Raw genomic sequence first — 25,545 nt, forward strand, 5'->3', positions numbered from 1 at the left:
GTTGTGATGGCGAAAGAGAATAAGTGGTTGTTGCGCCTGGCTCCTTGGCTGCTGCCGGCGCTGATAGTCGCGGTCTGGCAACTCGCTTCGACCTTCGGCTGGCTCTCAAGCCGTATCTTTCCGTCGCCGGAAGGGGTGGTGGAAGCGTTCTGGACGCTGAGCGCCAGCGGTGAGCTGTGGCAGCATCTGGCGATCAGCGCCTGGCGCGCGGCGATTGGTTTCTCCATCGGTGGCAGCATTGGCCTGACGCTTGGGCTGATTAGCGGCCTCTCGCGCTGGGGAGAACGCCTGCTGGATACTTCGATTCAGATGCTGCGTAACGTGCCGCATCTGGCGCTGATCCCGCTGGTGATCTTGTGGTTTGGTATTGATGAGACGGCAAAGATCTTTCTCGTCGCGCTCGGGACGCTGTTTCCGATCTATATCAACACCTGGCACGGGATCCGCAATATCGACCGCGGACTGGTGGAGATGGCGCGCAGCTATGGCCTCTCCGGCTTTGCGCTCTTCGCCCATGTGATCCTGCCCGGCGCCCTGCCGTCGATTATGGTTGGCGTGCGCTTTGCGCTCGGCCTGATGTGGCTGACGCTGATTGTCGCCGAAACCATCTCAGCGAATGCCGGTATCGGTTATCTGGCGATGAACGCGCGCGAGTTTCTGCAAACCGATGTGGTGGTGGTGGCCATCATTCTCTACGCCCTGCTCGGCAAGCTGGCCGATATCAGCGCACTGGCGCTGGAGCGTTTGTGGCTGCGCTGGCACCCCGCATACCATACGAAGGAGGCAACAGCATGAATACTGCCCGACTGAATCAAGGCATCCCACTGCTGTTAAATGGCGTCACCAAACGGTATGGCGCCAACACAGTGTTAAATGGACTCGATCTGCATATTGCCGCCGGGCAGTTTATCGCGGTGGTGGGCCGCAGCGGCGGCGGGAAAAGCACGCTGCTGCGTCTATTAGCCGGGCTGGAGACACCAAACAGCGGTGAGCTGCTGGCAGGCACGACGCCCCTTGCCAGCATTCAACATGATACGCGCATGATGTTTCAGGACTCACGTCTGCTGCCGTGGAAATCGGTGATTGATAATGTTGGTCTCGGGCTGAAAGGCCGCTGGCGTGAGTCAGCAGAAAGCGCGTTACGCTCGGTGGGGCTGGAGCAGCGTGCGGCAGAGTGGCCAGCGGCGCTCTCCGGTGGCCAAAAACAGCGTGTTGCGCTGGCGCGTGCGCTGGTACATAAACCGGGTTTGCTGCTGCTCGACGAACCGTTAGGCGCGCTGGATGCCCTCACCCGGCTGGAGATGCAGGCGCTGATCACACAGTTGTGGCAGGAGCAGGGATTTACGGTGGTGTTGGTGACGCACGATGTCAGTGAAGCGGTAGCAATGGCAGACCGCGTATTGCTGATTGAGGAGGGGAAAATTGGCCTCGATGTGAGTGTCGATTTGCCGCGCCCGCGCCGCCTCGGATCGGTCAGGCTGGCCGAGCTCGAAGAGCAGGTGTTGAACCGCGTGATGCAGCGCGGCGAGTCCGAAAACAGCGTTGTACCCCGAACCCGCCACGCATGATGTTATTAACGAACAGTAACAGCCCATCTGCCCGATAAGCGCAGCGCTATCGGGCATCACTGCCGGATGGCGGCTGACGCCTTATCCGGCCTACAACCGAACCCATGTACTCTTTCCGTAGGCCCGATAAGCGTAGCGCCATCGGGCATCACTGCCGGATGGCGGCTGACGCCTTATCCGGCCTACAGCCGAACCCATGCACTCTTTCCGTAGGCCCGATAAGCGTAGCGCCATCGGGCATTACTGCCGGATGGCGGCTGACGCCTTATACGGCCTACAACCGACCCCATGCACTCTTTCCGTAGGCCCGATAAGCGCAGCGCCATCGGGCATCGCTGCCGGATAAGGGCTGACGCCTTATCCGGCCTACAACGCGCGCAGGTCAGATAAGGTAGGCCGCACGATTACGCCAACGCTTTGCTGACTTTCTCGTAGAGATCGCCAGAGAGATTCGGCAACGCTTTCAGCTGTTCCAGCGCTTTACGCATCAACGCCTGACGACCTTCATCGTAACGCTTGAAGCGGATCAGCGGCTCAATCAGACGCGACGCAACCTGCGGGTTACGGCTGTTAAGCTCCGTCAGCATTTCGGCCAGGAAGCGGTACCCGCTGCCATCTTCAGCATGGAACGCCGCCGGGTTGCTGCTGGCAAACGCGCCAATCAACGAGCGGATACGGTTCGGGTTGCTGAGGGTGAAAGAGCGGTGTTGCAGCAAGCCGCGCACCGTTTCCAGCGCATTCGCCGACGGGCTGGTGGCCTGCAGAATAAACCACTTATCCATCACCAGACCGTCCTGATGCCACTTGTCATCATACTCCTGCATCAGCAGATCGCGGCCAGGCAACTGGGCGGCAACCGCCGCCGCGAGCGCGGCCAGCGCATCGGTCATATTATCCGCCTCGTGATACTGCTGGCTGACCAGTTTATCTGCCAGCTGCGCATCGCCAAAGGCGAGATAACGCAGGCAGGTATTGCGCAGGGAGCGCTTGCCAATATCCTCATGCTCCACGCGGTAGCTGTCGAGTTTATGGGCGTTGTAGACCGCGAGGAATTCGTCTGCCAGTTCGGTGGCCAGCGTGCGGGTCAGCGCTTCACGGACGGCAGCGATAGCCACCGGATCGATGATGTCGAACAACTCGGCAATCTCATTGACCGACGGCAGGGTCAGGATCTCGGCGGCGAGTGCCGGATCGATCTGATCATCGAGCAGGATCGCGCGGAACGCATCGGCAACATGCAGCGGCAGCGAGAGCGCCAGCCCCTGCTGATGACGCGCAACGTTCAGCTTGATATGCGTCGCCAGCAGGCTCTGCGCCGCATCCCAGCGCGCGAAGTCGTTCTTCGCATGGCGCATCAGGAACGTCAGCTGCTGATCGCTCCATTTATACTCCAGCTTCACTGGTGCCGAGAAATCACGCAGCAGCGATGGAACAGGCTGGAAGTAGACGTTATCAAACACAAAGGTCTGCTCCGTCTGCGTCACATTTAGCACGTTGTGTACCGGGTGGCCCTCTTTCTGCAGCGGGATCACTTTCCCTTCGTTATCGTAAAGTTCGATATCAAACGGAATATGCAGCGGCAGCTTCTCCTGCTGCTCCGCCGTTGGCGGGGTGCGCTGGCTGATGGTCAGCGTGTACTGCTCGGTGTTCGGGTTGTAATCATCCTGCACCGAAACAATCGGCGTGCCGGCCTGGCTATACCAGCGGCGGAAATGGGAGAGGTCGATATTGGACGCATCTTCCATCGCCTGCACAAAATCATCGCAGGTCGCCGCGCTGCCGTCATGGCGCTCAAAATAGAGCTGCATCCCTTTCTGGAAGTTGTCTTCCCCCAGCAGGGTGTGCAGCATGCGGATCACTTCCGCCCCTTTTTCGTACACCGTCAGGGTGTAGAAGTTATTCATCTCAATAACTTTTTCAGGGCGAATCGGGTGCGCCATCGGGCTGGCGTCTTCGGCGAACTGCATGCCACGCATGGTGCGCACATTATTAATGCGGTTAACGGCGCGGGAACCGAGATCGGAGCTGAACTCCTGATCGCGGAACACCGTCAGCCCCTCTTTCAGGCTCAGCTGGAACCAGTCGCGGCAGGTAACGCGGTTACCGGTCCAGTTATGGAAATATTCATGCCCAATCACGCGCTCGATATCGAGATAATCTTTATCGGTGGCGGTATCGGTGCGGGCGAGAACATATTTGGAGTTGAAGATGTTCAACCCTTTGTTCTCCATCGCGCCCATATTGAAGAAGTCGACGGCCACGATCATATAGATGTCGAGATCGTACTCTAGACCGAAACGCTGCTCGTCCCACTTCATTGAATTTTTCAGCGAGGTCATCGCCCACGGCGCGCGGTCAAGATTCCCGCGATCGACATAGAGCTCCAGCGCCACTTCACGACCGGAACGGGTAGTAAAGGTATCGCGCAACACATCAAAATCACCGGCCACCAGCGCAAAGAGGTAGCAGGGTTTTGGGAACGGATCCTGCCACTGCACCCAGTGACGACCATTGTCCAGCTCGCCCTGATCGACACGGTTACCGTTAGAGAGCAGGAACGGGTAACGGGCTTTATCGGCAATCAGTTTGGTGGTAAAGCGCGCCAGCACGTCCGGGCGATCGAGATACCAGGTGATATGACGGAACCCTTCCGCTTCACACTGGGTACAAAGCGCTTCACCGGATTGATAGAGCCCTTCGAGCGCGGTATTCGCCGCCGGGCTGATCTCATTAACGATGCGTAAGGTAAAACGGTCCGGCAGACCGTCGATCACCAGCTGACCGCCCTCTTCTTTATAGTTCGTCCAGGGTTGGTCATTAATATGCAGGGAGATAAGGGTCAGATCGCCGCCATCCAGGCGCAGCGGCGCAGCAGAGGCGCTTTGGCGTGACACGTTGCTCAGCGCAGTGACGACGGTTTTCGCGGCGTCAAGGTCGAAGGTCAAGTCAATATCACTAATCAGGTAGTCCGGCGCACGGTAGTCGTGGCGGTATTTGGCTTGTGGCTGTTGTGTCATAAAAAACCTTTAGCATCTTCTGTTGGTTACGGTTCCAGTCTATTCCGGTTGCTACAAACGCGCCACGCAGAATGTTTATCTTTTCAGAGGGAAAAGCTCTGTCTGCTACATTTTTATAACAGTGGGCACGAAAAGCCATCGACCCTTTTTCGACGATATGGTGTGATGGGGTTCACTAAATGAGTAAACAAGGTATACTCCAGCGACTTACTTGCTTTGTTTAATCTACTAAACGCTCCTGTAAGAGGATGCTACTGCGCGCCATGACTCAACTCGCTTTTTCTGGTCTGCAAACGCTGCTGGATACCGATGCCTACAAACTGCACATGCAGCAAGCGGTGTTCCATCACTACTATGATGTGCATGTCTCGGCGGAATTTCGCTGTCGCGGCGACGATCTGCTGGGCATTTATGCCGACGCGATCCGCGAGCAGGTTGATGCGATGCGCCATCTGCGCTTGCAGGATGACGAATTCCTCTGGCTCTCCGGCCTGCCCTTCTTCAAACCCGACTACCTCGCCTGGCTGCGTAACTTCCGTTACGATCCGCAGCAGGTCACCATCAGCAACGATAATGGCAAGCTCTCAATTCGCCTCTCCGGCCCGTGGCGCGAGGTGATTATGTGGGAAGTGCCGCTGCTGGCGCTGATTAGCGAAGTGGTGCACCGCTGTCGCTCGCCTGAAGCGGGCGTCCAGCAGGCCCTGCTGCATCTGGAGAGTAAACTGGCAGATTTCGCTGCGCGCACCGCGTCGCTGGATATGTCCGGTTTCCGGCTGATGGATTTCGGCACCCGCCGTCGCTTCTCTGCCGATGTTCAGCAAGCAATTGTTGAGCGGCTTAAACAGGAGCCGTGGTTCGTTGGCACCAGCAATTACGATCTCGCCCGTCGCCTGTCGCTGACGCCGATGGGTACGCAGGCCCATGAGTGGTTCCAAGCACATCAGCAGATTAGCCCCGATCTGGCGACCAGCCAGCGTGCCGCACTGGCTGCCTGGCTTGCTGAGTACCCGGATAAACTCGGTATCGCCCTGACGGACTGCATCACCATGGATGCCTTCCTGCGCGATTTCGGCCCGGAGTTCGCTACCCGCTATCAGGGGCTGCGCCATGATTCTGGCGATCCCGCTGAGTGGGGCGAGAAAGCGATTGCCCATTATGAAAAGCTTGGTATCGATCCGCTGTCGAAAACGCTGGTCTTCTCCGATAACCTCGATCTCAATAAAGCGCTGGATCTCTACCGCCATTTCGCCTCGCGTATTCAGCTTGGCTTCGGCATCGGTACGCGACTCACCTGCGATATTCCGGGCGTTAAGCCGCTCAATATCGTGATTAAGCTGGTGGAGTGTAACGGTAAGCCGGTGGCGAAATTATCCGATAGCCCCGGCAAAACGATTTGCCACGACAAAGCGTTCGTCCGCGCGCTGCGCGAGGCCTTCGACCTGCCGCAGGTGCGAAAGGCGAGTTAATCATCAGGGAGCCAGTCGGCTCCCTTTTTTCATGACAAATTATTAATGCTGCCTGCGAATTCTGCTTGTCTGATGGCGCTCGCCAGGTAACATAGGTGATCCCGCCCATTTCGGGTGGACAAGTGTTTATTTTTTCCGACTATTAATAGAGAGAATATTATGAGCGTTGTGCCTGTAGCCGACGTATTCCATGGTCGCGTTGCCGTTGACAGTGAAGTGACGGTTCGCGGATGGGTGCGCACCCGCCGAGATTCTAAAGCTGGTATCTCCTTCCTCGCCGTTTATGACGGCTCCTGCTTTAATCCTGTACAGGCCGTTATTAATAATTCTCTGCCCAATTACAATGATGACGTTTTGCATCTGACCACCGGTTGCTCGGTTGTGGTCACCGGCAAAGTTGTGGCCTCGCCGGGCGAAGGTCAGAGCCTGGAGATCCAGGCAACATCCGTGGAAGTGACCGGCTGGGTTGAAGATCCGGACACCTACCCGATGGCGGCAAAACGTCACAGCATCGAATACCTGCGTGAAGTGGCACACCTGCGCCCGCGCACCAACCTGATCGGCGCCGTCGCGCGCGTTCGTCATACGCTGGCGCAGGCGCTGCACCGCTTCTTCGACGAGCAGGGCTTCTTCTGGGTCTCTTCTCCGCTGATCACCGCCTCCGATACCGAAGGTGCCGGCGAAATGTTCCGCGTCTCGACGCTGGATATGGAAAACCTGCCGCGTAACGCCGAAGGCAAAGTTGATTACGACAAAGACTTCTTTGGCAAAGAGGCGTTCCTGACGGTTTCCGGTCAGTTGAACGCAGAAACCTATGCCTGCGCACTCTCAAAGGTTTATACATTTGGCCCGACTTTCCGCGCGGAAAACTCCAACACCAGCCGCCACCTGGCGGAGTTCTGGATGCTGGAGCCAGAAATCGCCTTCGCGAACCTTGATGATAACGCCCGTCTGGCAGAAGCGATGCTGAAATACGCTTTTAAAGCGGTGCTGGAAGAGCGTCTGGACGATCTGCAGTTCTTCGCCGAGCGCGTCGATAAAGATGCTATCGGTCGTCTGGAGCGCTTTATCGCGGCTGACTTCGCGCAGGTCGATTACACCGATGCGGTGGCGATCCTTGAGAAGTGCGGTGAGAAGTTCGAAAACCCGGTTTACTGGGGTGTCGATCTCGCGTCCGAACACGAGCGCTATCTGGCTGAGAAGCACTTCAAAGCGCCGGTTGTCGTTAAAAACTACCCGAAAGAGATTAAAGCGTTCTATATGCGCCTTAATGATGACGGTAAAACCGTGGCGGCGATGGACGTGCTGGCACCGGGCATCGGCGAAATCATCGGTGGCTCGCAGCGTGAAGAGCGTCTCGACGTGCTGGACGCGCGCATGGCTGAAATGGGGCTCAACAAAGAGGACTACTGGTGGTATCGCGATCTGCGCCGCTACGGCACCGTACCGCATGCCGGTTTTGGTCTCGGCTTTGAGCGTTTGATCGCCTATGTTACTGGCGTGCAGAACGTTCGTGATGTGATCCCGTTCCCGCGTACGCCGCGCAACGCAACCTTCTGATTGCGTCAATGTCAAACAAGGCCAGCATAATTGCTGGCCTTTTTATTATCTGCTGTCAACTTTTGTTAACGCGGTCACACTTTACCCCGCCTGAAAAATCGCCCTTTATACGTTTCTTTGCGTTTTTTTACACCTGAATTGCTTCGCAACAAAAATCACGGACGTGAATATTTCAAAGTATTTCATTCGAATGAGTAGCACATTTGGTTAAAATTAGCACAGCTATCTGGACGTCTAAACTCAAATATAAGAAAAAGCCTTATCTGCCGCTTTTGTGCATAAGGTATGCCTTTATCTCAATTAAACATAAGTAATTCATATAAATAAGAAAGGTAGCGCTGATTTTTTAAGCGGCAACTGCGGAATTTAGAGATGGTTCACAAAGTTCCGTCAAATTCACAAATTATTACACAATATTTCTTCTTGTTACTTCTTTAAGACATTTGTAGCACTTTCAGGCTAGCGAAACGTTTACTTGTTTGGAAAGATGCCTCTCAGACACAGAAAGACACCAAACTCTCATCTGTAGTTCCGTAAATTTTTTTTGACGGATTTACACGGCGGCAGTGGCAGGTGTCCAAAAAAAACCAATGAGGGTAATAAATAATGATGAAGCGCAATATCCTGGCAGTGGTTATCCCTGCCCTGCTCGTAGCGGGCGCAGCTAACGCTGCTGAGATCTATAACAAAGATGGCAACAAAGTTGATATCTACGGTAAAGCGGTCGGTCTGCACTACTTCACCAAAGACAACGGCGCTAACGGCTATGACGGCAACGGCGACAAAACTTACGCTCGTCTGGGCTTCAAAGGCGAAACTAAAATTAATGACCAACTGACCGGTTACGGCCAGTGGGAATATAACTTCCAGGGTAACAACTCTGAAAGCGGCACCGATGTTCAGAAGGGCAACAAAACCCGTCTGGCTTTTGCTGGCCTGAAATTCGGCGACGCGGGCTCTTTCGACTACGGTCGTAACTACGGCCTGGTATACGATGCAATCGGCGTAACCGATATGCTGCCAGAGTTCGGTGGCGACACTGGCGCAAGCGATAACTTCTTCGCAGGTCGTAACGGCGGCCTGGCGACTTACCGTAACAGCAACTTCTTCGGTTTGGTCGAAGGTCTGAACTTCGGCGTTCAGTACCTGGGTAAAAACGAGCGTGCTAACGCCCAGGGTTCTGCAGATGACATTACTCGTTCCAACGGCGACGGCTGGGCGACCTCTCTGAGCTACGATTTCGATGGCTTCGGCATCGTTGGTGCTTACGGCGCAGCGGATCGTACCAACGCACAGGAAGCCAACGACGCTTCTGCGACTGGTTACGGCGCGGCAGGTAAAAAAGCTGAGCAGTGGGCAACGGGTCTGAAATACGACGCGAACAATATCTACCTGGCAGCTCTGTACGGTGAAACCCGCAACGCGACTCGCCTGAAAACTACTGTTCCAGGCGCTGGCAACCGCAACGGTTACCTGAATAAAACTCAGGACTTCTCCGTTGTTGCTCAGTACCAGTTCGATTTCGGTCTGCGTCCGTCCATCGCTTACTACAAATCCAAAGCGAAAGATGTTGCAGGCGTAGGTAGCGAAGATTATCTCAACTACGTTGAAGTGGGCGCAACCTACTACTTCAACAAAAACATGTCCACCTATGTTGACTACATCATCAACCAGATTGATAAAGACAACAAACTGGGCGTAGGTTACGACGACACCGTAGCTGTGGGTATCGTTTACCAGTTCTAATCAGTCACCCTCGACTGTTATAGGCATTTAAAACAGGGCTTCGGCCCTGTTTTTTTATGCCTGCGGCAAAAAGCGCGACGACTTTTGAAAAGCGTCGCGCTTTTTATTGCAAACGGTTGGCAATTCCCCTGCCAGCCGTTAACCTGATAACGGAATTCCCTTCTGTCATCAAAATGGAACCTCGTCATGTTTGAGAATATTACCGCTGCCCCTGCCGACCCTATTCTGGGCCTGGCCGATCTGTTTCGCGCCGATGAACGCCCGCACAAAATTAACTTAGGCATCGGTGTCTATAAAGATGAAACCGGTAAGACGCCGGTGCTGACCAGCGTGAAGAAAGCAGAGCTCTATCTGCTGGAAAACGAAGCCACCAAAAACTACCTCGGCATCGACGGCATTCCAGAATTTGGCCGCTGCACCCAGGAGTTACTCTTCGGCAAAGGCAGCGCCATTATCAATGACAAACGCGCACGGACGGCACAAACCCCAGGCGGCACCGGCGGTCTGCGCGTTGCCGCAGATTTCCTCGCCAAAAACACCAGCGTAAAACGCGTCTGGGTCAGCAACCCGAGCTGGCCGAACCATAAAGGCGTATTTAACTCCGCTGGCCTGGAAGTGTGCGAATACGCTTACTACGATGCACAGAACCATACCCTCGATTTTGAAGGCCTGCTGGCCAGCCTTGAGCAGGCGCAGGCTGGCGATGTAGTGCTGTTCCACGGCTGCTGCCACAACCCGACCGGTATCGATCCGACGCTGGAGCAGTGGGAGACGCTGGCGAAGCGCTCTGTAGAAAAAGGGTGGTTGCCGCTGTTCGACTTCGCCTATCAGGGTTTCGCTCGCGGTCTGGAAGAGGATGCTGAAGGGCTGCGTGCCTTCGCTGCGCTGCATAAAGAGCTGCTGGTCGCCAGTTCCTACTCGAAAAACTTCGGCCTCTACAACGAGCGTGTAGGTGCCTGTACGCTGGTCTGCGCCGATGCAGATACTGCCGATCGCGCATTCAGCCAGATGAAATCAGTGATCCGCGCTAACTACTCCAACCCGCCAGCCCACGGCGCGTCAGTGGTTGCAACTATCCTCAGCAATACCGCTCTGCGTGCGATCTGGGAGCAGGAGCTAACCGACATGCGCCAGCGCATCCAGCGTATGCGTCTGCTGTTTGTGAATACGCTGCAGGAGAAAGGCGCGAACCGCGACTTTAGCTTTATCACCCGCCAGAATGGTATGTTTTCATTCAGCGGCCTGACCAAAGAGCAGGTGCTGCGCCTGCGTGAAGAGTTTGGCATCTATGCCGTGGCTTCCGGGCGTATTAACGTCGCCGGCATGACGCCAGATAATATGGCACCGCTGTGCGAGGCGATTGTCGCCGTCCTATAAGCAAGACGCAGGAAGTAAAAAGGGTCGCTTACGCGACCCTTTTTTGTTTACCACACCGGTTGTTCATCCTGCAGGAACGGGTTGTGCAACCGCTCATTCCCCAATGTCGAGAGTGGTCCGTGACCCGGAATAAAGGTCACGTCATCACCAAGCGGCAACAGCTTATGCTTGATGGAGTGAATCAGTTGCGCGTGATCCCCTTTCGGGAAATCGCTGCGTCCTACGCCGCCTTTAAAGACCACGTCGCCAGAGATCAGCAAACGTGACTGCACGTCAAAAAAGACGATATGCCCCGGTGTATGTCCCGGACAGTGCAGCACCTGCAGGCTGATATTGCCTACGGCTACGCTGTCGCCTTCATTTAACCAACGATCGGGCGTCAGCGGCTGGCAATCTTCGAGGCCAAACATGCGGCTCTGCGCCGGTAATCCCTGTAGCCAGAACTCATCTTCTTTTTCCGGGCCGATAATCGGCACACCATAATGCTGCGCCAGTTCCGCCGCTGCGCCAACATGATCGAGATGACCATGCGTCAGCAGGATTTGCGTCACCGCCACACCACACGCATCCACTTCCTGAATAATGCGCTCTGCGTCGCCACCGGGATCAACTACGGCAGCGACTTGCGTCTGTTCACACCAGATTAGCGAACAATTCTGGGAGAACGCGGTAACCGGAATAATACGATAGTTCATACTGCTCCTGTAGCTCAGACTGAGTTTTACCAGTGCCTTACCGGCCCGGTGTCAATATGCACAAAATTGCTTTTGGGGTAGTATCCTACACCACCCGCGCGCAGAGATAACGCAGCTTTGCGAATATTACTCAGGGAAATCCCTTCAATATGGAAATCCATCGCCTGGCCTTTGGTGTGATAGCTTTTTTTCGCCACACCGCGGCTATGAGCACGCAGCTCATTATTGGTATCAACAGAGCGATAACCGGAGATGAGTTGGACAGGTTTATTCGTGCCTAACAGGCCTTGCAGGCGGAACAGGTGATCAAATAGCTGAGGATCCATGTGCGTAATTTTATTTGCGCGGTAATCACGGAAGAAATGGTTGAGTTTTGCTAATTCATCCTGAATATAGCCTCTACCATCAAAGAACTCAGCTTTAATAGACTCCCCGGTATTAAGATTATTAAGTCTTAAAATACGCGGGCGCGGCGTGGAGAGCGTTGCAAAAGCGGGAGTGGGCAGCAGAGCAACACCGAGTGTGGCTCCACCCAACGCCAGCAATTTGCGGCGATTAGCGTCAAATTTATCCATGATAATCAGATCTACAGAAAAAGTGCATTGAACGATTTTTATGCACTGCTTTAGCGCACGAGAGGCACCTTACCGGGCATCAAACGCCGCGTCAAGGCGGCCTCTCCCCAGCAATCCCGGGCTCTGTAGCCTGAACTACCCGGGAATTGCCTGTCACTATGACAACGGAAGATCGCAAACTGCTTCATTTACCTGATTAATTTTTCAGCTTTCGCCAGAACAAGCGCACCGGTGCGTGCCGTCAGATCATAATTGTAAATATCTGTGCGGTATTGCGTGCGTCCATCCGCGCCAACGAACGCGGTCAAATAGTAAAGATTGACCGGAATATCGTGGCGAATATTGACGTAGCGCGTATCGCCCTGCTTTAACGCATCCGAAATACGCGTATCGCTCCAGCCCGCATCCTGCAACAGCATAGTGGCAAGCTCAGAGGATTTATTCACCCTCACGCAGCCGGAACTAAGCGCACGGGCCTGTTTCTGGAACAGAGCGTGGTTCGGCGTGTCATGCAGGTAAATCGCGTCAGAACTCGGCATATTGAACTTATAACGCCCAAGCGAGTTGGTCACGCCAGGTGCCTGCTGAAAACGGAAAGGCAAGTTGGATGGCGTAATCGTCGCCCAGTCGACCATTGTCGGATCGATCGGCTCTTTGCTGTTCCAGCCGCGCAGCACGGTGTAACCGTGGCGTTCAAGGTAGGTGGGATCGTTCCACAGCTTCGGCAGGATATCTTTGCGCGCCAGCGTCGGCGGTACGTTCCACGGCGGGTTAACCACAACGTTATTAAGCGCGCTGCTCATCATCGGCGTTTTACGATCCGGGCGACCGACGATCACTCTCGACGACAGCACTTCATTGCCGTTGAGGTAGTAGACCAGTGAATACTCCGGAATATTAACCATAATGCCGGTCGAAAGCGTCGAGGGCAGCAGGCGCAGACGCTGAATATTGAGCGCCAGCAGACCGGCGCGCTGCGCAGGCGTGACGTTCAGCCAATCGCGCGTGCTTTTACCGATCACGCCATCTGCGTGTAAACCCTGCCAGGCCTGAAAGCGTTTTACCGCTTCAACCAGCGTGCGGTCATAGGCCTCGCGCGCGGCGGGCTTTTTCTTAGGTGCCGGCTCTGCTGACGTGCTGACCGCGCTATTGCCATCCGGCAGCGCTATCTCTGCGCCGCTCTCCAGCATGCCGTTGCGCTGCAGGATCTCACGTAGCGCCGGAACGTCATTGCTCCACTGTCCCGGGCGCAGTGACGCTGTACCGGTCATCTCCGGCCACGGGCGCGAATCTGCCACCAGCGTCAGCAAGGATTGGTGCATCGCCGTATATTGCGGGTGATGCGGTGCCAGCGTGGCAATAAAAGCAGGCAGGGAGCCGTTATCGAGCGCAGATTGCCACTGGTTGATCACCGAAATAGCGGGCGTCGCGAGCGTATAAGGTTTATCGCTATAGAGCCAGCGCTGGCCCTTCGCCTGGATACCGGCCACAAATTGCAGGTAGCCCATCATCGCGTCGGAGAGTACGACATCCCGCGCCATGCCGGTCACATCCGGGTTGGTCAGCAATTCGACCCAGGTGGTAAATTGCGGCTGAAAGCCGCCAATCGCCACTTCGGCCAGCTGCTGCTGGAAAGCCTGAACTGCTTCGCGGTTCTCCCACATCGGCTTCTGGCTGCGTGCAGCATAGAGCGCCGCGAGCTGATCCATATAGACAGGCGTCCAGTTTGCTGGCAGCTGAGATTGCAGCTGTGCCCGTACATCGGCAACCGAGACACCGTTCGGATAGGGTTTCACACCGATCATCATCGCCGTCGCCGGAGATTGCTCCAGCGGCTGCGGTAATAGGGTGGGTTGATCGCCCGGCGTCGCCGAGGTATCAACCGGTACAACTTCAGGCTCATCGGCCTGCGCATTAAACAGCGGAGCGAATGCGAATGCCAGGCACAAACTCAACGCCGACATTCGACGACCATACGACTTCAAAAGCAACATCCCTGCCCCCTGTTCTCACCTTGCATGTGACTAAATGTCACCTTTTTCTCAGTATATAAAGATAAAAAAACATTTGTCTGACCTACTGTAAAGAAGTTTAAAGATTAAACGCCGACTGGCAATCTTTTTCAGAAAACAAAAAGAGCGGCACTGGGGCCGCTCTTTATATATTGTGCTGCAATTACGAAACGTCCGCCGTCCCGGGGAGCGTTTCCGGCAGCTGCGGAGCAAAGCCACGCAGGCCAACAACATGCACATGTTCCTGATTCTGCACCACTTTACGCACCAGCTTGTAGGTGGTGCCTTTCTCCGGGCTGATGTTCTCCGGCGCGGCGATAATCAGCTGCATCTCCAGACGCTCACACAGCTCGAACAGTGTGGCGATAGAGCGGGCATCAAGACGCGCCGCTTCATCAAGGAACAGCAGGCGACACGGCGAGATATCCTTGCCGCGCAGGCGGCGGGCTTCATCTTCCCAGCTCTGCACCACCATCACCAGAATTGACATCCCGGTACCGATCGCTTCCCCGGTCGACAGCGCGCCCGACTCGGCGCGCAGCCAGCCGTCGGAGCCACGGTTAACTTCCACTTCCATCTCCAGATAGTTGCGGTAGTCGAGCAACTCTTCGCCAATGGTCTGCGGCGTACGCTGGCCCATATCGATTTGCGGGTTAAGGCGCTGATAGAGCTTCGCCAGCGCTTCCGAGAAGGTCAGGCGGCTGCTGTTAAACAGATCCTGATGCTGCTCGTGCTGCTCTGAAAGCACATTGAGCAGCGTGGCGTGGGTCTCCCGCACGTTCACATTTAAGCGCACGCTGTTGACCTGGCCGAACGAGACGCTCTGCAAACCCTGGTTGAGCATACGGATACGGTTCTGCTCGCGCTGAATGGTTTTGCGAATAATATTCGCCACGCTGCGGGAGCTGATCGCCAGCTTCTGCTCGCGCGAGGTGAGCTCTTCCGTCAGGCGGCTTAGCTCAATCTCCATCTGCTCAATCGCCTCTACCGGATCGTCGGTGCGAATAATATCCTGACGGATACGTTCGCGCAGATGCTGGTAGACCGCGACAAAGAACTGGATTTTACGCTCCGGGCGTTTCGGATCTTCTGACATGCGCAGAACATCGCGCAGGTGTTCATTATCCGACACAGCCAGGCGCAGCGCACCAAGAGCCTTATCCGACATGGAGCGCAGCTCGTCCGCAGAGAGGTAAGCCAGTTCGCGACGGTGGAGACGACGCTCAACGCCGTTATCTTTCACCATGCGCATCACCGCGCACCAGCCCGCTTTCGCACTCACCACCTGCTCACGCATTTCGTGATAATCGCGCTCCAGACGGCGTAACTTGCGCGTCAGGTTATCCATCTCGGCTTCACAGAAGGTGAGCGCTTTTTCCAGCTGATTGCGGCGCGAGCGGTTGCCGGAGAGCTGGGCATGCAGTTCGTCACGACGCTGACGCGCGCGCTCCTCTGCCCCGCTGTCGGCGCGCACGCCGATATCCTGTAACTCTTTTTGCAGGTCGTTAAGCAGCTCTTTTTTGGTATCAAACGAACTCTTCAGCGAGGCCAGCACCTGGTTGTACTGTCCGTACTGCGCGGCATGGCTGCGCATCGCTTCGCGCGCGCGGGTGCGCTCCGCTTCAGCCTGCTCCAGACGCTGGCGCAGTTTCTCGTTGAGATCGTTATTGCCGTTAAACATCTCGGCGGAGTCGGAGTAACTGAAGTGCGCCCGGCGCTGAACCACTTCCGCCAGCGCGAAGGCCTGCTGGCGCGCATCACGCTGCACCTGCTGCGACGCGGCGTAGTCGGCTTTAAGCTGTTCAAACTGCTCCGGATCGCTCTGCAATACGGAAACCATCGGTTCGAGCTTCGCCAGCTGATTGCCGAACTGCTGAATAAAGCGCGCGGCTTCCTGCGCTTCATCCAGCCGCTCCTGGATCTCATCGACGCGATCGGCGAGGGTCTCATCCGCCAGCAGGCTCAGGCGCGGCAGCAGGCGGTTAAGCTGGGCCACGCCCTCTTTCGCCTGCTCGAACTGAACGCGATTCTGCTGGTTATCATTTTCATGATTGCTGATAGCCCGCTCCAGCTCGCCGCGGCGGCTGTTGAGGGTGCGGATCTCCGCTTCCGGATCGTCGTCAAACGCCACGCCAATATGGCTGCCGATAAAGCGGCTGAAGGCTTGATGCAGACGCTGGGTTTTCTGCACATCAAACGACAGGGTGGCGAAACGTTCCGCCAGCGTTTCACGCTCGGCGTGCAGGCTTTCAATCCGGCTTTCACGCGCGGCACGGCCAAAGATCGGCAGCGTCGGGAAGCGGGAGTAGCGCCACTGGCGGTCGGCGATTTTCACCACTACCGCTTTTTCCAGCTCATCCACGCTGAAGACGCTGTCATCGAAGGATTGCGGATCCCCTTCGATCAGATAGAGATCTTCCGGGCAATCCTCCAGCCCTTCAAGCATACCCGCGACCAGCGAGAGATCCGGCACCACGATAGCGTGGCGTGACGGGCCATACAGCGCTGAGTAGTAAGGGGCATCTTCGAGGCTAACGTCATCATAGATTTCCGAAAGCAGGACGCCGCCAAAGCGTTCTGCCAGCGCATTGAGGCGCTGATCTTCCGCACCGCCCGGCTGGCTTAAACGCTCGATCTCATCATCGACCGCGCGCTTACGTGCACCGATCTCATCGCGCTCAACGATAGCTTCACGCTCGCGCTCCAGCAGCTGTTGCAGATACTCGGTAACGTCCTGGCCCGACTCAAACTGCTCGCCGCTCTGTTCACACAGCTGCGACAGGCTGTTCTGCGCCGCCAGCCAGATCGGCGCGCGTTTGGTAAGGGTCTGAATGCGCGACTGTAACTGCTCCAGCTCCTGGCGCAGCGCCATACGCTGCTCACCGGCGGCAGAAACGTTGTCTGAGAGCGCGGCAATTTGCGCCTCCAGCTGCTGATGCAGCGCTTCCAGCTCCTCAGCATCAATCTGTTTGCCCTGGCGTTTGCAGAACTCGGCCAGCAGGCGCTCGGCGTCTTGCTGCTCGCGCAGGCGCTGCTCCAGCTCCGTCAGACGCATGCGCAGCGGCTGAACCTGCTCCGCCAGATGGCGCTGGTTGACCGCATCGCGCAGCAGCTCGCGCGCTACGCTCCAGGCTTCATTACGCGCCAGCGGGCCATTAATGGCGGCCACCAGCTGATAGGCCTGCTCAAACTGGCTGTGCGCCGTTTGCGCGACGCTGATTTTTTGATCCAGCGACAGCAGTTTCTCGGTTGCTTCCTGCTCTTTCGCCTGGAAGGTCTCGAGCCACTCATCGGCGCTCTCAATGGTCAGATCCGGCAGGTGGCAGAGCGTTTTCGCCCGCTCCAGCGCCTGCAGAGCTTGGTTGTACTGGATCGCACGGGTTTGCTGAACGTCCAGCGCCTGCTGGTAGTCCGCAAGCTGATTTTTCAGCTCATCCACTTCCAGCTCGGCCGCTTCGGCACGGGCTTCGTTATCTTCCTGGCGCTCGGCGGCTTCGGCCACCACTTCCTGCTGCTCTTCGAGGCGGATCTGCAACTCTTCCAGATCGGCTTCGTAGCGCTCAATCTTCTCCTGCTGACGCAGCGCGGTCTGCACGAGGTTTAAGTGATCGCTGGCGGCCTGGTAATCGGCCTCCAGATCCCCTTCCGCACCGCTATGTTCCGCCAGCTCGCGCGCCATATCGACATGCTTATACTGCTCGGCAGCCAGCTGCTTGCGCGAGGTAAAGAGATCGCGGCGATACTCCAGCGCTTTATCCAGATGCACCCGACGCTCATTGGCGTGGCGCATATAGTCTGCCGCCACGTAATCGGTGGCTTCGCTGATCAGATGTTTAAAGAGATCGCGGTCGGACTGGGTAACGCGGATCGCCTCCAGCGTCATGCGGTTTTCGCGCAGCGCCGCTTCCATATCCTGGAACGCTTTACGCACGCCGCTGTTTTCTGGCAGCAAGTAGTCGCGCAGGGAGCGCGTAATGGCGCTGGAGATCCCGCCATAGAGCGAGGCTTCAATCAGGCGGTAGAACTTGCTGCGATCGGAGGCGGAGCGCAGACGGCGCGCCACGATCCCCAGATCGAACATCAGCGAGTGGTAATCAGTGATGGAGTTGAACTGCTTAAACTGCACCCCTTCCATCGCGTCGAGCTTATCTTTCACTTCCTGTAGCGTCAGGACACGCGCCTGGCGCTCATTGAGGGTTTCCGTCAGCAGCTGCGTTGGCAGCACCGAAGTTGGCAAGCCCTGAATCGCAAAAGGTTTAATGTCCACTTTGCGATCGCGGCCGGCGACCTGCTGCAAACGTACGCCAACCAGCACGCGCTGGTTGCGGGAGTTGATCACATCCAGCACCGAATAACAGACCCCGGCTTTCAGTTTGCCGTGCAGACCCTTATCGCGTGAGCCTGAAGTTGCGCCCGCTTCGGTGGTGTTACGGAAGTGCAGCAGCGTCAGATCCGGGATCAGCGCCGTGACAAACGCCGCCATGGTGGTCGATTTCCCGGCCCCGTTACCGCCTGAAAGGGTGGTGACCAGCTCGTCGAGATCAAAGGTGCGGGCAAAAAAGCCGTTCCAGTTAATCAGCGTAAGTGAACGAAATTTACCGCGATCAATCATTACTCATCCTCCGAGCTGTCCGGCTGGTTCTCTTCAGGCTCATCATTGAGCTGCAGGTGATTTTCCACAGGCATCGCTTCACCGTCGCGGATCATGCGCAGCTGCGCTTCACGCGCATCGTCACCCGAACGCACATCGGCACCAAAGCGGAACACCGATTCGGTGATGCGGAACTTGCTGCTGTCATTGCCCATAAACCAGATCATGCCGAGACGGCGCAGACGGTTGAGGGAGGAACGCACCTTTTCCTGCAGCTTCTGACGGTCGAGATCGGAGCCGGTTGAGCGGTTGTTCACCAGCTTCAACAGCTTGTTTTCATCCGCCAGCGACAGCAGCTCGTCATAGAGCTCCTGCTGGGTAAAAATCCCCTCGTTAGCCAGACGCTCCGGGCTGAGATAGAGGTAGCACAGAATTTTGCCGACCATCATATCCAGCTCAGAGAGCACCGAGCGCGGGATGAGGGTGGTAGAGCGCGGGCGCAGATAGAAGAAACCTTCCGGCGCGCGAATCAGCTCCACGTTATAACGGGCGTAGAACTCCTCGAGATACTCCTGGAAATCCATCAAAAAGGCGTGATTATCCAGCTCGTCGAGGCCAATATGCCGCCCTGAGCGCAGTGCGCTATCCAGCGCCGGAAACAGCGGGTTTGCCAACGCTTGTGCCAGTTTAACCGGCATCACTTGTTCAATATTTGTCGATGACATGCGCCTGTACCTTGGCTCCGTAATCATTAATCGGCTGCCATTTCGGCGGCAGGCCGGTGAAATCTGCTTGCGCTACGCCGAGGCGTACCGCCTGATCAACTACGATGCGCGCGATGTCAAAATGACGCGCGCGCGGGTATTGCGCCAGATACTCGCGGGCCACAAGACCGAGATCGAGCGGCACACCTTTGGTTTTATAGATAGCCAGCTGCTGTTCGATCAGCGCCGCGAGCTGTTCGCGAATCTCGTTAAACTCCTCGAACTCCATCTCCGTTGGCAGCTCACCGGTCACCTCCTCGTCGCGCAGCGCCATCTCTTCATCGCGCATATCCAGCAAGCGGTCGGCGCTGGCGTGGGTCAACGTCCACGGTGCGTCGAAATAGCTTTGCACCGACTGGCGCAAACGCTGGGCGAAGACGCGGTTTTTATCCATATCAATCGCGGTACGGATAAATTTATGTACGTGGCGGTCGTAACCGATCCACAGGTCTATGGACTGCTGCCCCCAGCTGACAATACGGTCGAGCTTGCTTTGCAGGTTAAAGACCAGTTGATCGAGGAACTCGAGATCGTCGCGTCCCATGGTCGCTTCCTGGATGCTCAGCAAGTTGGTTTGCAACTTATCGCCTGCCGCTTCGAGCGTATCCTGCAGTTCGCGCAGCGTACCGGAGGTTTCAGAGAGCAGTAGCTCACAGCTGGAGATGGCGGCGCGCCAGTCCTTATTCAGCAACTGGGCAATATCATCTTTCACCTGCTGCTGCTGCTCATCCATGATGCGCTGGGTGAGATCGATGCTGTCGAAAATCTCTGCAACAGAGTATTTCAGCGGCGCAAAGACGTTCCGGTGCCAGTGAAACTCATCCCCGCCCTCTTCTGCCGCATCGGCAGCGCGCTTCAACTCAGCCGCTACAATTGAGAGCTGCATCGAGAGGCGCAGCGTGGAGAACTCGCGCTGGCGAATATAGTAATCGGTAATACCGATGCCCAGCGGCGTGAGGCGGTAGATGGCGTTGCCCTCTGCCTGCTCGCTGGTAAAGCGGTTCAACAAACGCTGACGCACCATATCGTTAATCGCGTTGTTCGCACGCTGGTTAACGGTTTCGCTGGTTTGCTCAAACGCTTCACTCACATGACGAAAGGCGTCAACCAGCTCGCCTTCACTCATTTCGCCATCAAGACGCTCGCCGTTAAGGGTGGCGACAGCCAGCAAAAAGGAGAGCCTGTCGACCGGCAGCGAGATGGAGAAATCATTTTTCCTGGCCCAGGCAACCAGTTCGGGGACTGTCTGGGAAAATTCACTCATCGTTTGTCCTTCCATCGATTTGCGGCTTACGGGCTGTCACGTGGATATAACGGCCGAGGCTAATATAGGGTTCCTGCCGGCAGTAGCGGGTCTCCAGCTCAAGCAGCATCTCGAAACTGCGCTGCTGCTGAGTTTTGTCGCGCAGATAGTCATGGAAAACACGCACGCCGGTTTTGCCGGTGATATGCCAGCCAATCTGCTCAAGCCAGCGATAAACCTCGGCGGGCGCACGCGGGTAATCCGGGGAGAGCGTACGCTTCTTCCGCTTCGGCATCCCCACCTGCACATAGTCAAAGTTCCCTGCCACCATGTTATGCATCAGCAGGCCGTCAGCATTGTAAAACATCAGCGACAGCGCACCGCCCGACCTTAATACCGTCCACAATTTTTGCAGCACGGCGACGGGATCGGCGACCCATTCAAGAACTGCATGGAACAATATCAGATCAACCGGCGATGCCAAATGCTGAGCAATCTCCTGAACCGGGCAGTGTACAAAATGCATGTTACCGCTGACGCCTTTCTCTTCCGCCGCGGCCTGCGCGCGTTTAAGCATCTCCTGCGACACATCGCAGAGGGTCACATGATGGCCAAGCTGCGCCATGCGGATCGCCGTTTGCCCCTCACCGCCGCCCGCGTCAAGCACGCGCAGCGGGCCGTCATTCATTTCTGCCAGTAATATATCAAGATCCTGCCACAGGATCGCCTGACGCAGCAGACCTTTTGTCGTGCCGTAAATGTTGCGCGAGAATTTCTCGGCGATATCGTCGAAATTGCGATCCTGCATGGCCGCCCTACGCTCCTGGCAAAAGCGCTATTTTGTCACAGCCGTGCCGATAATGAACCTATCTGGTGTAAGATCCGCGGAAATCGCCTGCTGTATGCTCAAAAAGGAGACGGATACAGTGCTTTTCACACTGAAAAAAATCGTTGGCGGCCTGATGCTGCCGTTACCCCTTTTACTTTTGGTTATCGGGGCCGGAATTGCGCTGGTCTGGTTTAGCCGCTGGCAGAAAACCGGCAAGGTGTTTATCAGCGTCGGCTGGCTTTTACTGCTGCTTTTAAGCATCCAGCCGGTGGCGGATCGCCTGCTGAAACCGATTGAGGAGAGCTATCCGACCTGGCACGGTAGCGAGCGGGTGCAATACATTGTTGTGCTGGGCGGTGGTTATACGTGGAATGACGCCTGGGCACCAAGTTCGAACCTGATTAGTAACAGCTTGCCGCGGCTTAATGAAGGGATCCGCTTATGGCGGGCTAATCCCGGTGCAAAAATGATCTTTACCGGCGCGGCGGCCAAAACCAACCCGGTAAGCACCGCAGAAGCAGGCGCCAGGGTTGCCGAGAGCCTCGGCGTGCCGCGCAGCGATATCATCACCCTTGATCAGCCTATGGATACCGAAGAGGAAGCGGCTGCGGTGAAACAGGCTATCGGCGATGCACCTTTCCTGCTGGTGACCTCCGCGTCGCATCTGCCGAGAGCAATGATCTTCTTCCAGCACGTTGGGCTAAAACCGCTGCCTGCGCCGGCAAACCAGCTGGCCATCGACTCGCCGCTTAATCCGTGGGAGCGTGTGATCCCTTCCCCGGTCTGGCTGATGCACAGCGACCGGGTGGGTTATGAGACGCTGGGACGCATCTGGCAGTGGCTAAAAGGGAGTTCAGGCCAGCCAGGGGAGCAGTGATTTCGAGGCCAGATCGACATTGGCACGGTTGAAGCGACCGGTATTCACCAGCTGCGCCACTTCGTCCCACAGCAGATAGAGCCAACGCCGCCAGAGAAACGACTCGGCAACCGGCGCGCGCTGTAAATAGTGCCACAGCAACCCTTCCGCCTGCGGGCCATCCACCAGGCGGAAGAGTTCATACTCTCGCGGTGCCCACAGCATAATGCCGGGGCCAACCATCGCCAGCAGCTGATCGCTGCGGGCATCTTTCAGCATGCTGCGCAGGTTAAAACTGCCGTGCACCAACACGCAGTTGTCGTTGAATCCTTCAAACAGCGCGGGCAAGCATTCGCGGGTGCGAAACAGCAGGCGCTTATCCTGCATCGTCAGGCCGGTATTTTGATATTGATTGAGGGTAGTCCAGAGCACTTCGACGCGCTGACGATACCAGGAGGGCCAGATATTCTCCTGGGTGCTGTCGACGGTGCCCACGCAGCCGTGGCTATCCTGACGATGCCATGAGAGCAGCCCCTCAACAATTTGATCTTTGAGTTGCTCCCAGCGCTCCGGCGTGCGCGCAGGTGCTTCAACCGGCACGCCGCGCAGACGTTCAATCAGCAACACGTCAGGACCGGGGTGCTCTTCGTGAGTCATTACGCCATAAACCACCGGCATGCGCACCGTGCCGCTGCGGGCGAGCATTGAGATTTTCCACGCCAGCTGTTGTGCCAGCCCCGGGGTGGTAAAGCTTCTAGCCATCAGTGGCATCGGGTTTCCCCGGCTGTCATACAGAGTCCAGAGCGCCGAATCAGGTTTTTCACTGACGCACTCCATGCGGCTTAATTTCTCTCCCAGCAGATGGCTGAGTTCGGCGCGAAGTTGTTCCATAGCAATGCCCCTACAAAAACGACTGCTTTTATAATGAGCGCCATACCGGGAGATGTCACCCCAATGAGATCAAAACAGGGTGATTATTTGACGAGCCAGAGCAAATCCCCTCCGGGCGGAGGGGATGAATAGATTAACGCATCGCCTGGCGGACGCGTTCAAGATCCTCTGGCGTATCAACGCCGGTGCCGGGCACCACGCTTGCCACATCGACGTGGATTTTTTCGCCGTACCACAGAACGCGCAGCTGCTCGAGCATCTCGATCTGCTCCAGCGGGCTGGTTTGCCAGCTGACATAGCGGCGAATAAAGCCGGCACGATAGCCGTAGATGCCGATATGACGCAGGAAGCTGTCGCCGATGGTCTCGCGCGAGGCGGCAAAACGGTCGCGATCCCACGGAATGGTGGCACGCGAGAAGTAGAGCGCATAGCCCTGCGCATCCATCACCACTTTCACCGCATTGGGGTTGAAGGCCTCTTCTGCACTCTCAATCGGCACAGCCAGCGTTGCCATACCGACATCGCGGCGCGCGGCCAGATTGTCGGCGACCTGGCGAATGATCGCCGGCGGGATCATCGGCTCATCACCCTGTACGTTAACGATCACAGTCTCATCGCTGAAACCGCATTTTTCAACGACTTCAGCAAGACGCTCGGTGCCGGACTGATGATCGGCGCGGGTCATGCACACTTCGCCGCCCACCGCCTGCACCGCCTCCCTCACCTCTTCGTTATCGGTAGCAACGATAATGCGCTCAGCGCCAGATTCGCGAGCGCGCTCCAGCACATGCACCACCATCGGTTTACCGTTGATGTCGACCAGCGGCTTACCCGGCAGGCGCGTCGAGGCGTAGCGCGCGGGAATGATTACCACAAAGCTCATGGACGGCTCTCTTCTGGGGTTAAAGCGCGGGCTTCGGTTTCCAGCAGCACAGGAATGCCTTCGCGTACCGGGAAAGCCAGGCTGTCGACTTTGCAGATCAGCTCCTGCTTATCCTGGGTGTAGTTGAGTTTGCCGTTGCAGACCGGGCAGGCAATTATTTCGAGTAAACGGTGATCCATCTTTCCTCCTGAGAAACCGATGATGAGCGGATTGAACTTATCATAGGCAATTATGACGCCGCGTCTATCTCCAGACCGGCACGCAATGATGAAAACAGTCCATCGGGCAGTCGTGAAAAGGTAATGCGCTGCGCGCCTTGCCAGCGCGCGAAGTCGGTAATCGCGCGCTGTAGCCCCTTCTCCAGCTGAAGCGACGGGGAAACGCCCTCTTCCAGAAACAGCGCAATCACTTCAAGCACGCCGGTTTTGCGGTGCATTTTGGCATCCATTCGCCCGACCAGCCGCCCCCGGTGCAGCAAAGGCAGGACAAAATAGCCATATTGCCGCTTCGGTGCCGGGGTGTAACACTCCAGCCGGTAGCTGAAGCCAAATAGTTGTTCTGCACGCTTGCGATCCCAGACCACCGGATCGAACGGCGAGAGCACCGCGCTGTGGGTGGCGGTGAGTTTGTCCGCCTGCGCCTGTTCCAGCAGCGGCAGCAAAGAGGCGTGTAACCACGCAGGTCCTAGCCCCTCAACATTAACCGGTAATATGGTTTGCGCCTCTTGCATCTGTGCCAATGCCTGAGCAAGCGCCGGGCGACGCAGGCGATAGTAATCCGCCAGCCACTGCGCACAGAACAGGCCAAGGCTGCGGGCGCTCTTTTCCAGCATGATGGCTTCGGCCTGCTCCTGCGAGAGCAGATCGCGCACGTCGTCCCACTGCGGCATCACGCGCTGCGTCAGATCGTAGACGCGCTGGAAATTACGCCGCTCAATGACCATTACTTTTCCGGCGGTGAACAGCCCCTCCAGATGACGCTTATGGGGTTTCCACTCCCACCAGCCGCTGGTGCCTTTGCGCGGATGTTCAAAATCAGCGGATCGCACCGGACCATGCTCCTCAATGTTTGCGATAAGCTGCTCAATCTCAGCCGCGTGCTCCTGCATCCACGCCTGGCGGTACTTCCACCCCATTTTGTCGGGTGCAAGCATGCGGTGACGGACGAGGGCAAAATCCTCGCGCGGCAGAAAGCAGGCTTCATGCGCCCAGTACTCCATCAACTCCCCGTTGCGCAGGGCATCATCCAGCCAGTGCGGCTCAAAGGCGCCGAGACGGCTGAACAACACCAGATAAGGGCTACGGGCGACGATATTAATGGTATCGATCTGCAACAGCGACATGCGCCGGATAGTCGAGAGGATATCGTCCGCTTTTGCACGTCGGGAGGGTTTTCGCAGCAGGCCCTGCGCGGCGAGATGAAGATGGCGAGCGGCGGTAATCGAAAGTTGCGGCACAGACATAGGCGTTCCT

Annotated in this window: 19 protein-coding genes; 7 read left to right on the plus strand and 12 right to left on the minus strand. The window is 56.6% G+C overall.

What is annotated here, in order from left to right:
* Positions 1-6: 6 nt before the first annotated feature.
* Complete coding sequence (gene ssuC / locus SOM48_RS02960; RefSeq protein WP_042716665.1) at positions 7-795, plus strand: aliphatic sulfonate ABC transporter permease SsuC; 789 nt, start codon at positions 7-9, stop codon at positions 793-795.
* Positions 792-1,568 (plus strand): aliphatic sulfonates ABC transporter ATP-binding protein, encoded by a 777-nt coding sequence (gene ssuB / locus SOM48_RS02965; protein WP_320511406.1) that lies wholly within the window; start codon positions 792-794, stop codon positions 1,566-1,568. The genes ssuC and ssuB overlap by 4 nt, the downstream gene beginning before the upstream one ends.
* Before the next feature lie 404 nt (positions 1,569-1,972).
* Here ssuB and pepN read toward each other — a convergent pair whose 3' ends face one another.
* Positions 1,973-4,585, minus strand: coding sequence for an aminopeptidase N (gene pepN, locus SOM48_RS02970; RefSeq protein WP_320511407.1), 2,613 nt, complete (start codon positions 4,583-4,585; stop codon positions 1,973-1,975).
* 263 nt (positions 4,586-4,848) lie between these two features.
* Here pepN and pncB point away from each other — a divergent pair, with 263 nt between their 5' ends.
* From pncB to SOM48_RS02990, 4 genes are all read left to right on the plus strand, one after another.
* Positions 4,849-6,051: a nicotinate phosphoribosyltransferase gene (gene pncB / locus SOM48_RS02975; RefSeq protein ID WP_094420327.1), complete on the plus strand. Its 1,203-nt coding sequence runs from the start codon at positions 4,849-4,851 to the stop codon at positions 6,049-6,051.
* Positions 6,052-6,210: 159 nt separating this feature from the next.
* Positions 6,211-7,611: an asparagine--tRNA ligase gene (gene asnS / locus SOM48_RS02980; protein WP_023481622.1), complete on the plus strand. Its 1,401-nt coding sequence runs from the start codon at positions 6,211-6,213 to the stop codon at positions 7,609-7,611.
* A 606-nt stretch (positions 7,612-8,217) separates the two neighbouring features.
* A complete protein-coding gene (gene ompF, locus SOM48_RS02985; RefSeq protein WP_277749612.1) occupies positions 8,218-9,357 on the plus strand; it encodes a porin OmpF in 1,140 nt (379 codons plus the stop codon).
* Between the two features lie 186 nt (positions 9,358-9,543).
* Complete coding sequence (locus tag SOM48_RS02990) at positions 9,544-10,734, plus strand: amino acid aminotransferase (RefSeq protein ID WP_054803099.1); 1,191 nt, start codon at positions 9,544-9,546, stop codon at positions 10,732-10,734.
* A gap of 47 nt (positions 10,735-10,781) precedes the next feature.
* Here SOM48_RS02990 and SOM48_RS02995 read toward each other — a convergent pair whose 3' ends face one another.
* The 7 genes from SOM48_RS02995 to cmoM all read right to left on the minus strand — a co-directional run bounded on the left by SOM48_RS02995 (position 10,782) and on the right by cmoM (position 21,422).
* Positions 10,782-11,429: an MBL fold metallo-hydrolase gene (locus tag SOM48_RS02995; protein ID WP_128483258.1), complete on the minus strand. Its 648-nt coding sequence runs from the start codon at positions 11,427-11,429 to the stop codon at positions 10,782-10,784.
* A 26-nt stretch (positions 11,430-11,455) separates the two neighbouring features.
* On the minus strand, positions 11,456-12,004 hold the full coding sequence (gene mepK / locus SOM48_RS03000; RefSeq protein WP_054803098.1) for a peptidoglycan L,D-endopeptidase MepK: 549 nt from the start codon (positions 12,002-12,004) through the stop codon (positions 11,456-11,458).
* Between the two features lie 188 nt (positions 12,005-12,192).
* Positions 12,193-13,998 (minus strand): L,D-transpeptidase, encoded by a 1,806-nt coding sequence (gene ldtD, locus SOM48_RS03005; RefSeq protein ID WP_320511408.1) that lies wholly within the window; start codon positions 13,996-13,998, stop codon positions 12,193-12,195.
* Between the two features lie 181 nt (positions 13,999-14,179).
* Positions 14,180-18,628, minus strand: coding sequence for a chromosome partition protein MukB (mukB, locus tag SOM48_RS03010; RefSeq protein ID WP_076769640.1), 4,449 nt, complete (start codon positions 18,626-18,628; stop codon positions 14,180-14,182).
* On the minus strand, positions 18,628-19,332 hold the full coding sequence (gene mukE, locus SOM48_RS03015) for a chromosome partition protein MukE (RefSeq protein WP_023481680.1): 705 nt from the start codon (positions 19,330-19,332) through the stop codon (positions 18,628-18,630). The genes mukB and mukE overlap by 1 nt, the downstream gene beginning before the upstream one ends.
* Positions 19,313-20,635 carry a chromosome partition protein MukF gene (gene mukF, locus SOM48_RS03020; RefSeq protein WP_128483261.1) on the minus strand — a complete coding sequence of 441 codons (1,323 nt, stop codon included), beginning with the start codon at positions 20,633-20,635 and terminating at the stop codon, positions 19,313-19,315. Before mukF ends, mukE begins: the two co-directional genes overlap by 20 nt.
* A complete protein-coding gene (cmoM, locus tag SOM48_RS03025) occupies positions 20,628-21,422 on the minus strand; it encodes a tRNA uridine 5-oxyacetic acid(34) methyltransferase CmoM (RefSeq protein WP_320511409.1) in 795 nt (264 codons plus the stop codon). Before cmoM ends, mukF begins: the two co-directional genes overlap by 8 nt.
* A 118-nt stretch (positions 21,423-21,540) precedes the next feature.
* Between cmoM and elyC the strand changes: the two genes are divergently transcribed.
* The gene (gene elyC, locus SOM48_RS03030) at positions 21,541-22,320 is read left to right on the plus strand and encodes an envelope biogenesis factor ElyC (protein ID WP_320511410.1); all 780 of its coding nucleotides are present in this window, start codon (positions 21,541-21,543) and stop codon (positions 22,318-22,320) included.
* Here the strand turns inward: elyC and SOM48_RS03035 are convergent.
* The 4 genes from SOM48_RS03035 to SOM48_RS03050 form a co-directional block, all read right to left on the minus strand.
* Complete coding sequence (locus SOM48_RS03035) at positions 22,297-23,190, minus strand: YcbJ family phosphotransferase (RefSeq protein WP_094420334.1); 894 nt, start codon at positions 23,188-23,190, stop codon at positions 22,297-22,299. The two genes, elyC and SOM48_RS03035, sit on opposite strands and share 24 nt — an antisense overlap.
* A 133-nt stretch (positions 23,191-23,323) precedes the next feature.
* Entirely contained in the window at positions 23,324-24,073 is a 750-nt protein-coding gene (gene kdsB / locus SOM48_RS03040; RefSeq protein WP_320511411.1) for a 3-deoxy-manno-octulosonate cytidylyltransferase, read from the minus strand.
* The gene (locus tag SOM48_RS03045) at positions 24,070-24,252 is read right to left on the minus strand and encodes a Trm112 family protein (RefSeq protein ID WP_054803093.1); all 183 of its coding nucleotides are present in this window, start codon (positions 24,250-24,252) and stop codon (positions 24,070-24,072) included. The genes kdsB and SOM48_RS03045 overlap by 4 nt, the downstream gene beginning before the upstream one ends.
* A gap of 50 nt (positions 24,253-24,302) precedes the next feature.
* Positions 24,303-25,535: a winged helix-turn-helix domain-containing protein gene (locus SOM48_RS03050; RefSeq protein WP_320511412.1), complete on the minus strand. Its 1,233-nt coding sequence runs from the start codon at positions 25,533-25,535 to the stop codon at positions 24,303-24,305.
* Positions 25,536-25,545: the final 10 nt, after the last annotated feature.

The organism is Kosakonia sp. CFBP8986 (genome assembly GCF_034044935.1).
GTDB classification, from domain to species: Bacteria; Pseudomonadota; Gammaproteobacteria; order Enterobacterales; family Enterobacteriaceae; genus Kosakonia; species Kosakonia cowanii.

Coding starts and splice junctions, on each gene's coding strand:
- ssuC (WP_042716665.1), top strand. CDS start 7: ATGGCGAAAGAGAATAAGTGGTTGTTGCGCCTGGCTCCTTGGCTGCTG.
- ldtD (WP_320511408.1), bottom strand. CDS start 13,998: ATGTTGCTTTTGAAGTCGTATGGTCGTCGAATGTCGGCGTTGAGTTTG.
- ssuB (WP_320511406.1), top strand. CDS start 792: ATGAATACTGCCCGACTGAATCAAGGCATCCCACTGCTGTTAAATGGC.
- asnS (WP_023481622.1), top strand. CDS start 6,211: ATGAGCGTTGTGCCTGTAGCCGACGTATTCCATGGTCGCGTTGCCGTT.
- kdsB (WP_320511411.1), bottom strand. CDS start 24,073: ATGAGCTTTGTGGTAATCATTCCCGCGCGCTACGCCTCGACGCGCCTG.
- mukB (WP_076769640.1), bottom strand. CDS start 18,628: ATGATTGATCGCGGTAAATTTCGTTCACTTACGCTGATTAACTGGAAC.
- SOM48_RS02995 (WP_128483258.1), bottom strand. CDS start 11,429: ATGAACTATCGTATTATTCCGGTTACCGCGTTCTCCCAGAATTGTTCG.
- mukF (WP_128483261.1), bottom strand. CDS start 20,635: ATGAGTGAATTTTCCCAGACAGTCCCCGAACTGGTTGCCTGGGCCAGG.
- SOM48_RS03035 (WP_094420334.1), bottom strand. CDS start 23,190: ATGGAACAACTTCGCGCCGAACTCAGCCATCTGCTGGGAGAGAAATTA.
- SOM48_RS03050 (WP_320511412.1), bottom strand. CDS start 25,535: ATGTCTGTGCCGCAACTTTCGATTACCGCCGCTCGCCATCTTCATCTC.
- pncB (WP_094420327.1), top strand. CDS start 4,849: ATGACTCAACTCGCTTTTTCTGGTCTGCAAACGCTGCTGGATACCGAT.
- ompF (WP_277749612.1), top strand. CDS start 8,218: ATGATGAAGCGCAATATCCTGGCAGTGGTTATCCCTGCCCTGCTCGTA.
- cmoM (WP_320511409.1), bottom strand. CDS start 21,422: ATGCAGGATCGCAATTTCGACGATATCGCCGAGAAATTCTCGCGCAAC.
- SOM48_RS03045 (WP_054803093.1), bottom strand. CDS start 24,252: ATGGATCACCGTTTACTCGAAATAATTGCCTGCCCGGTCTGCAACGGC.
- SOM48_RS02990 (WP_054803099.1), top strand. CDS start 9,544: ATGTTTGAGAATATTACCGCTGCCCCTGCCGACCCTATTCTGGGCCTG.
- mukE (WP_023481680.1), bottom strand. CDS start 19,332: ATGTCATCGACAAATATTGAACAAGTGATGCCGGTTAAACTGGCACAA.
- pepN (WP_320511407.1), bottom strand. CDS start 4,585: ATGACACAACAGCCACAAGCCAAATACCGCCACGACTACCGTGCGCCG.
- mepK (WP_054803098.1), bottom strand. CDS start 12,004: ATGGATAAATTTGACGCTAATCGCCGCAAATTGCTGGCGTTGGGTGGA.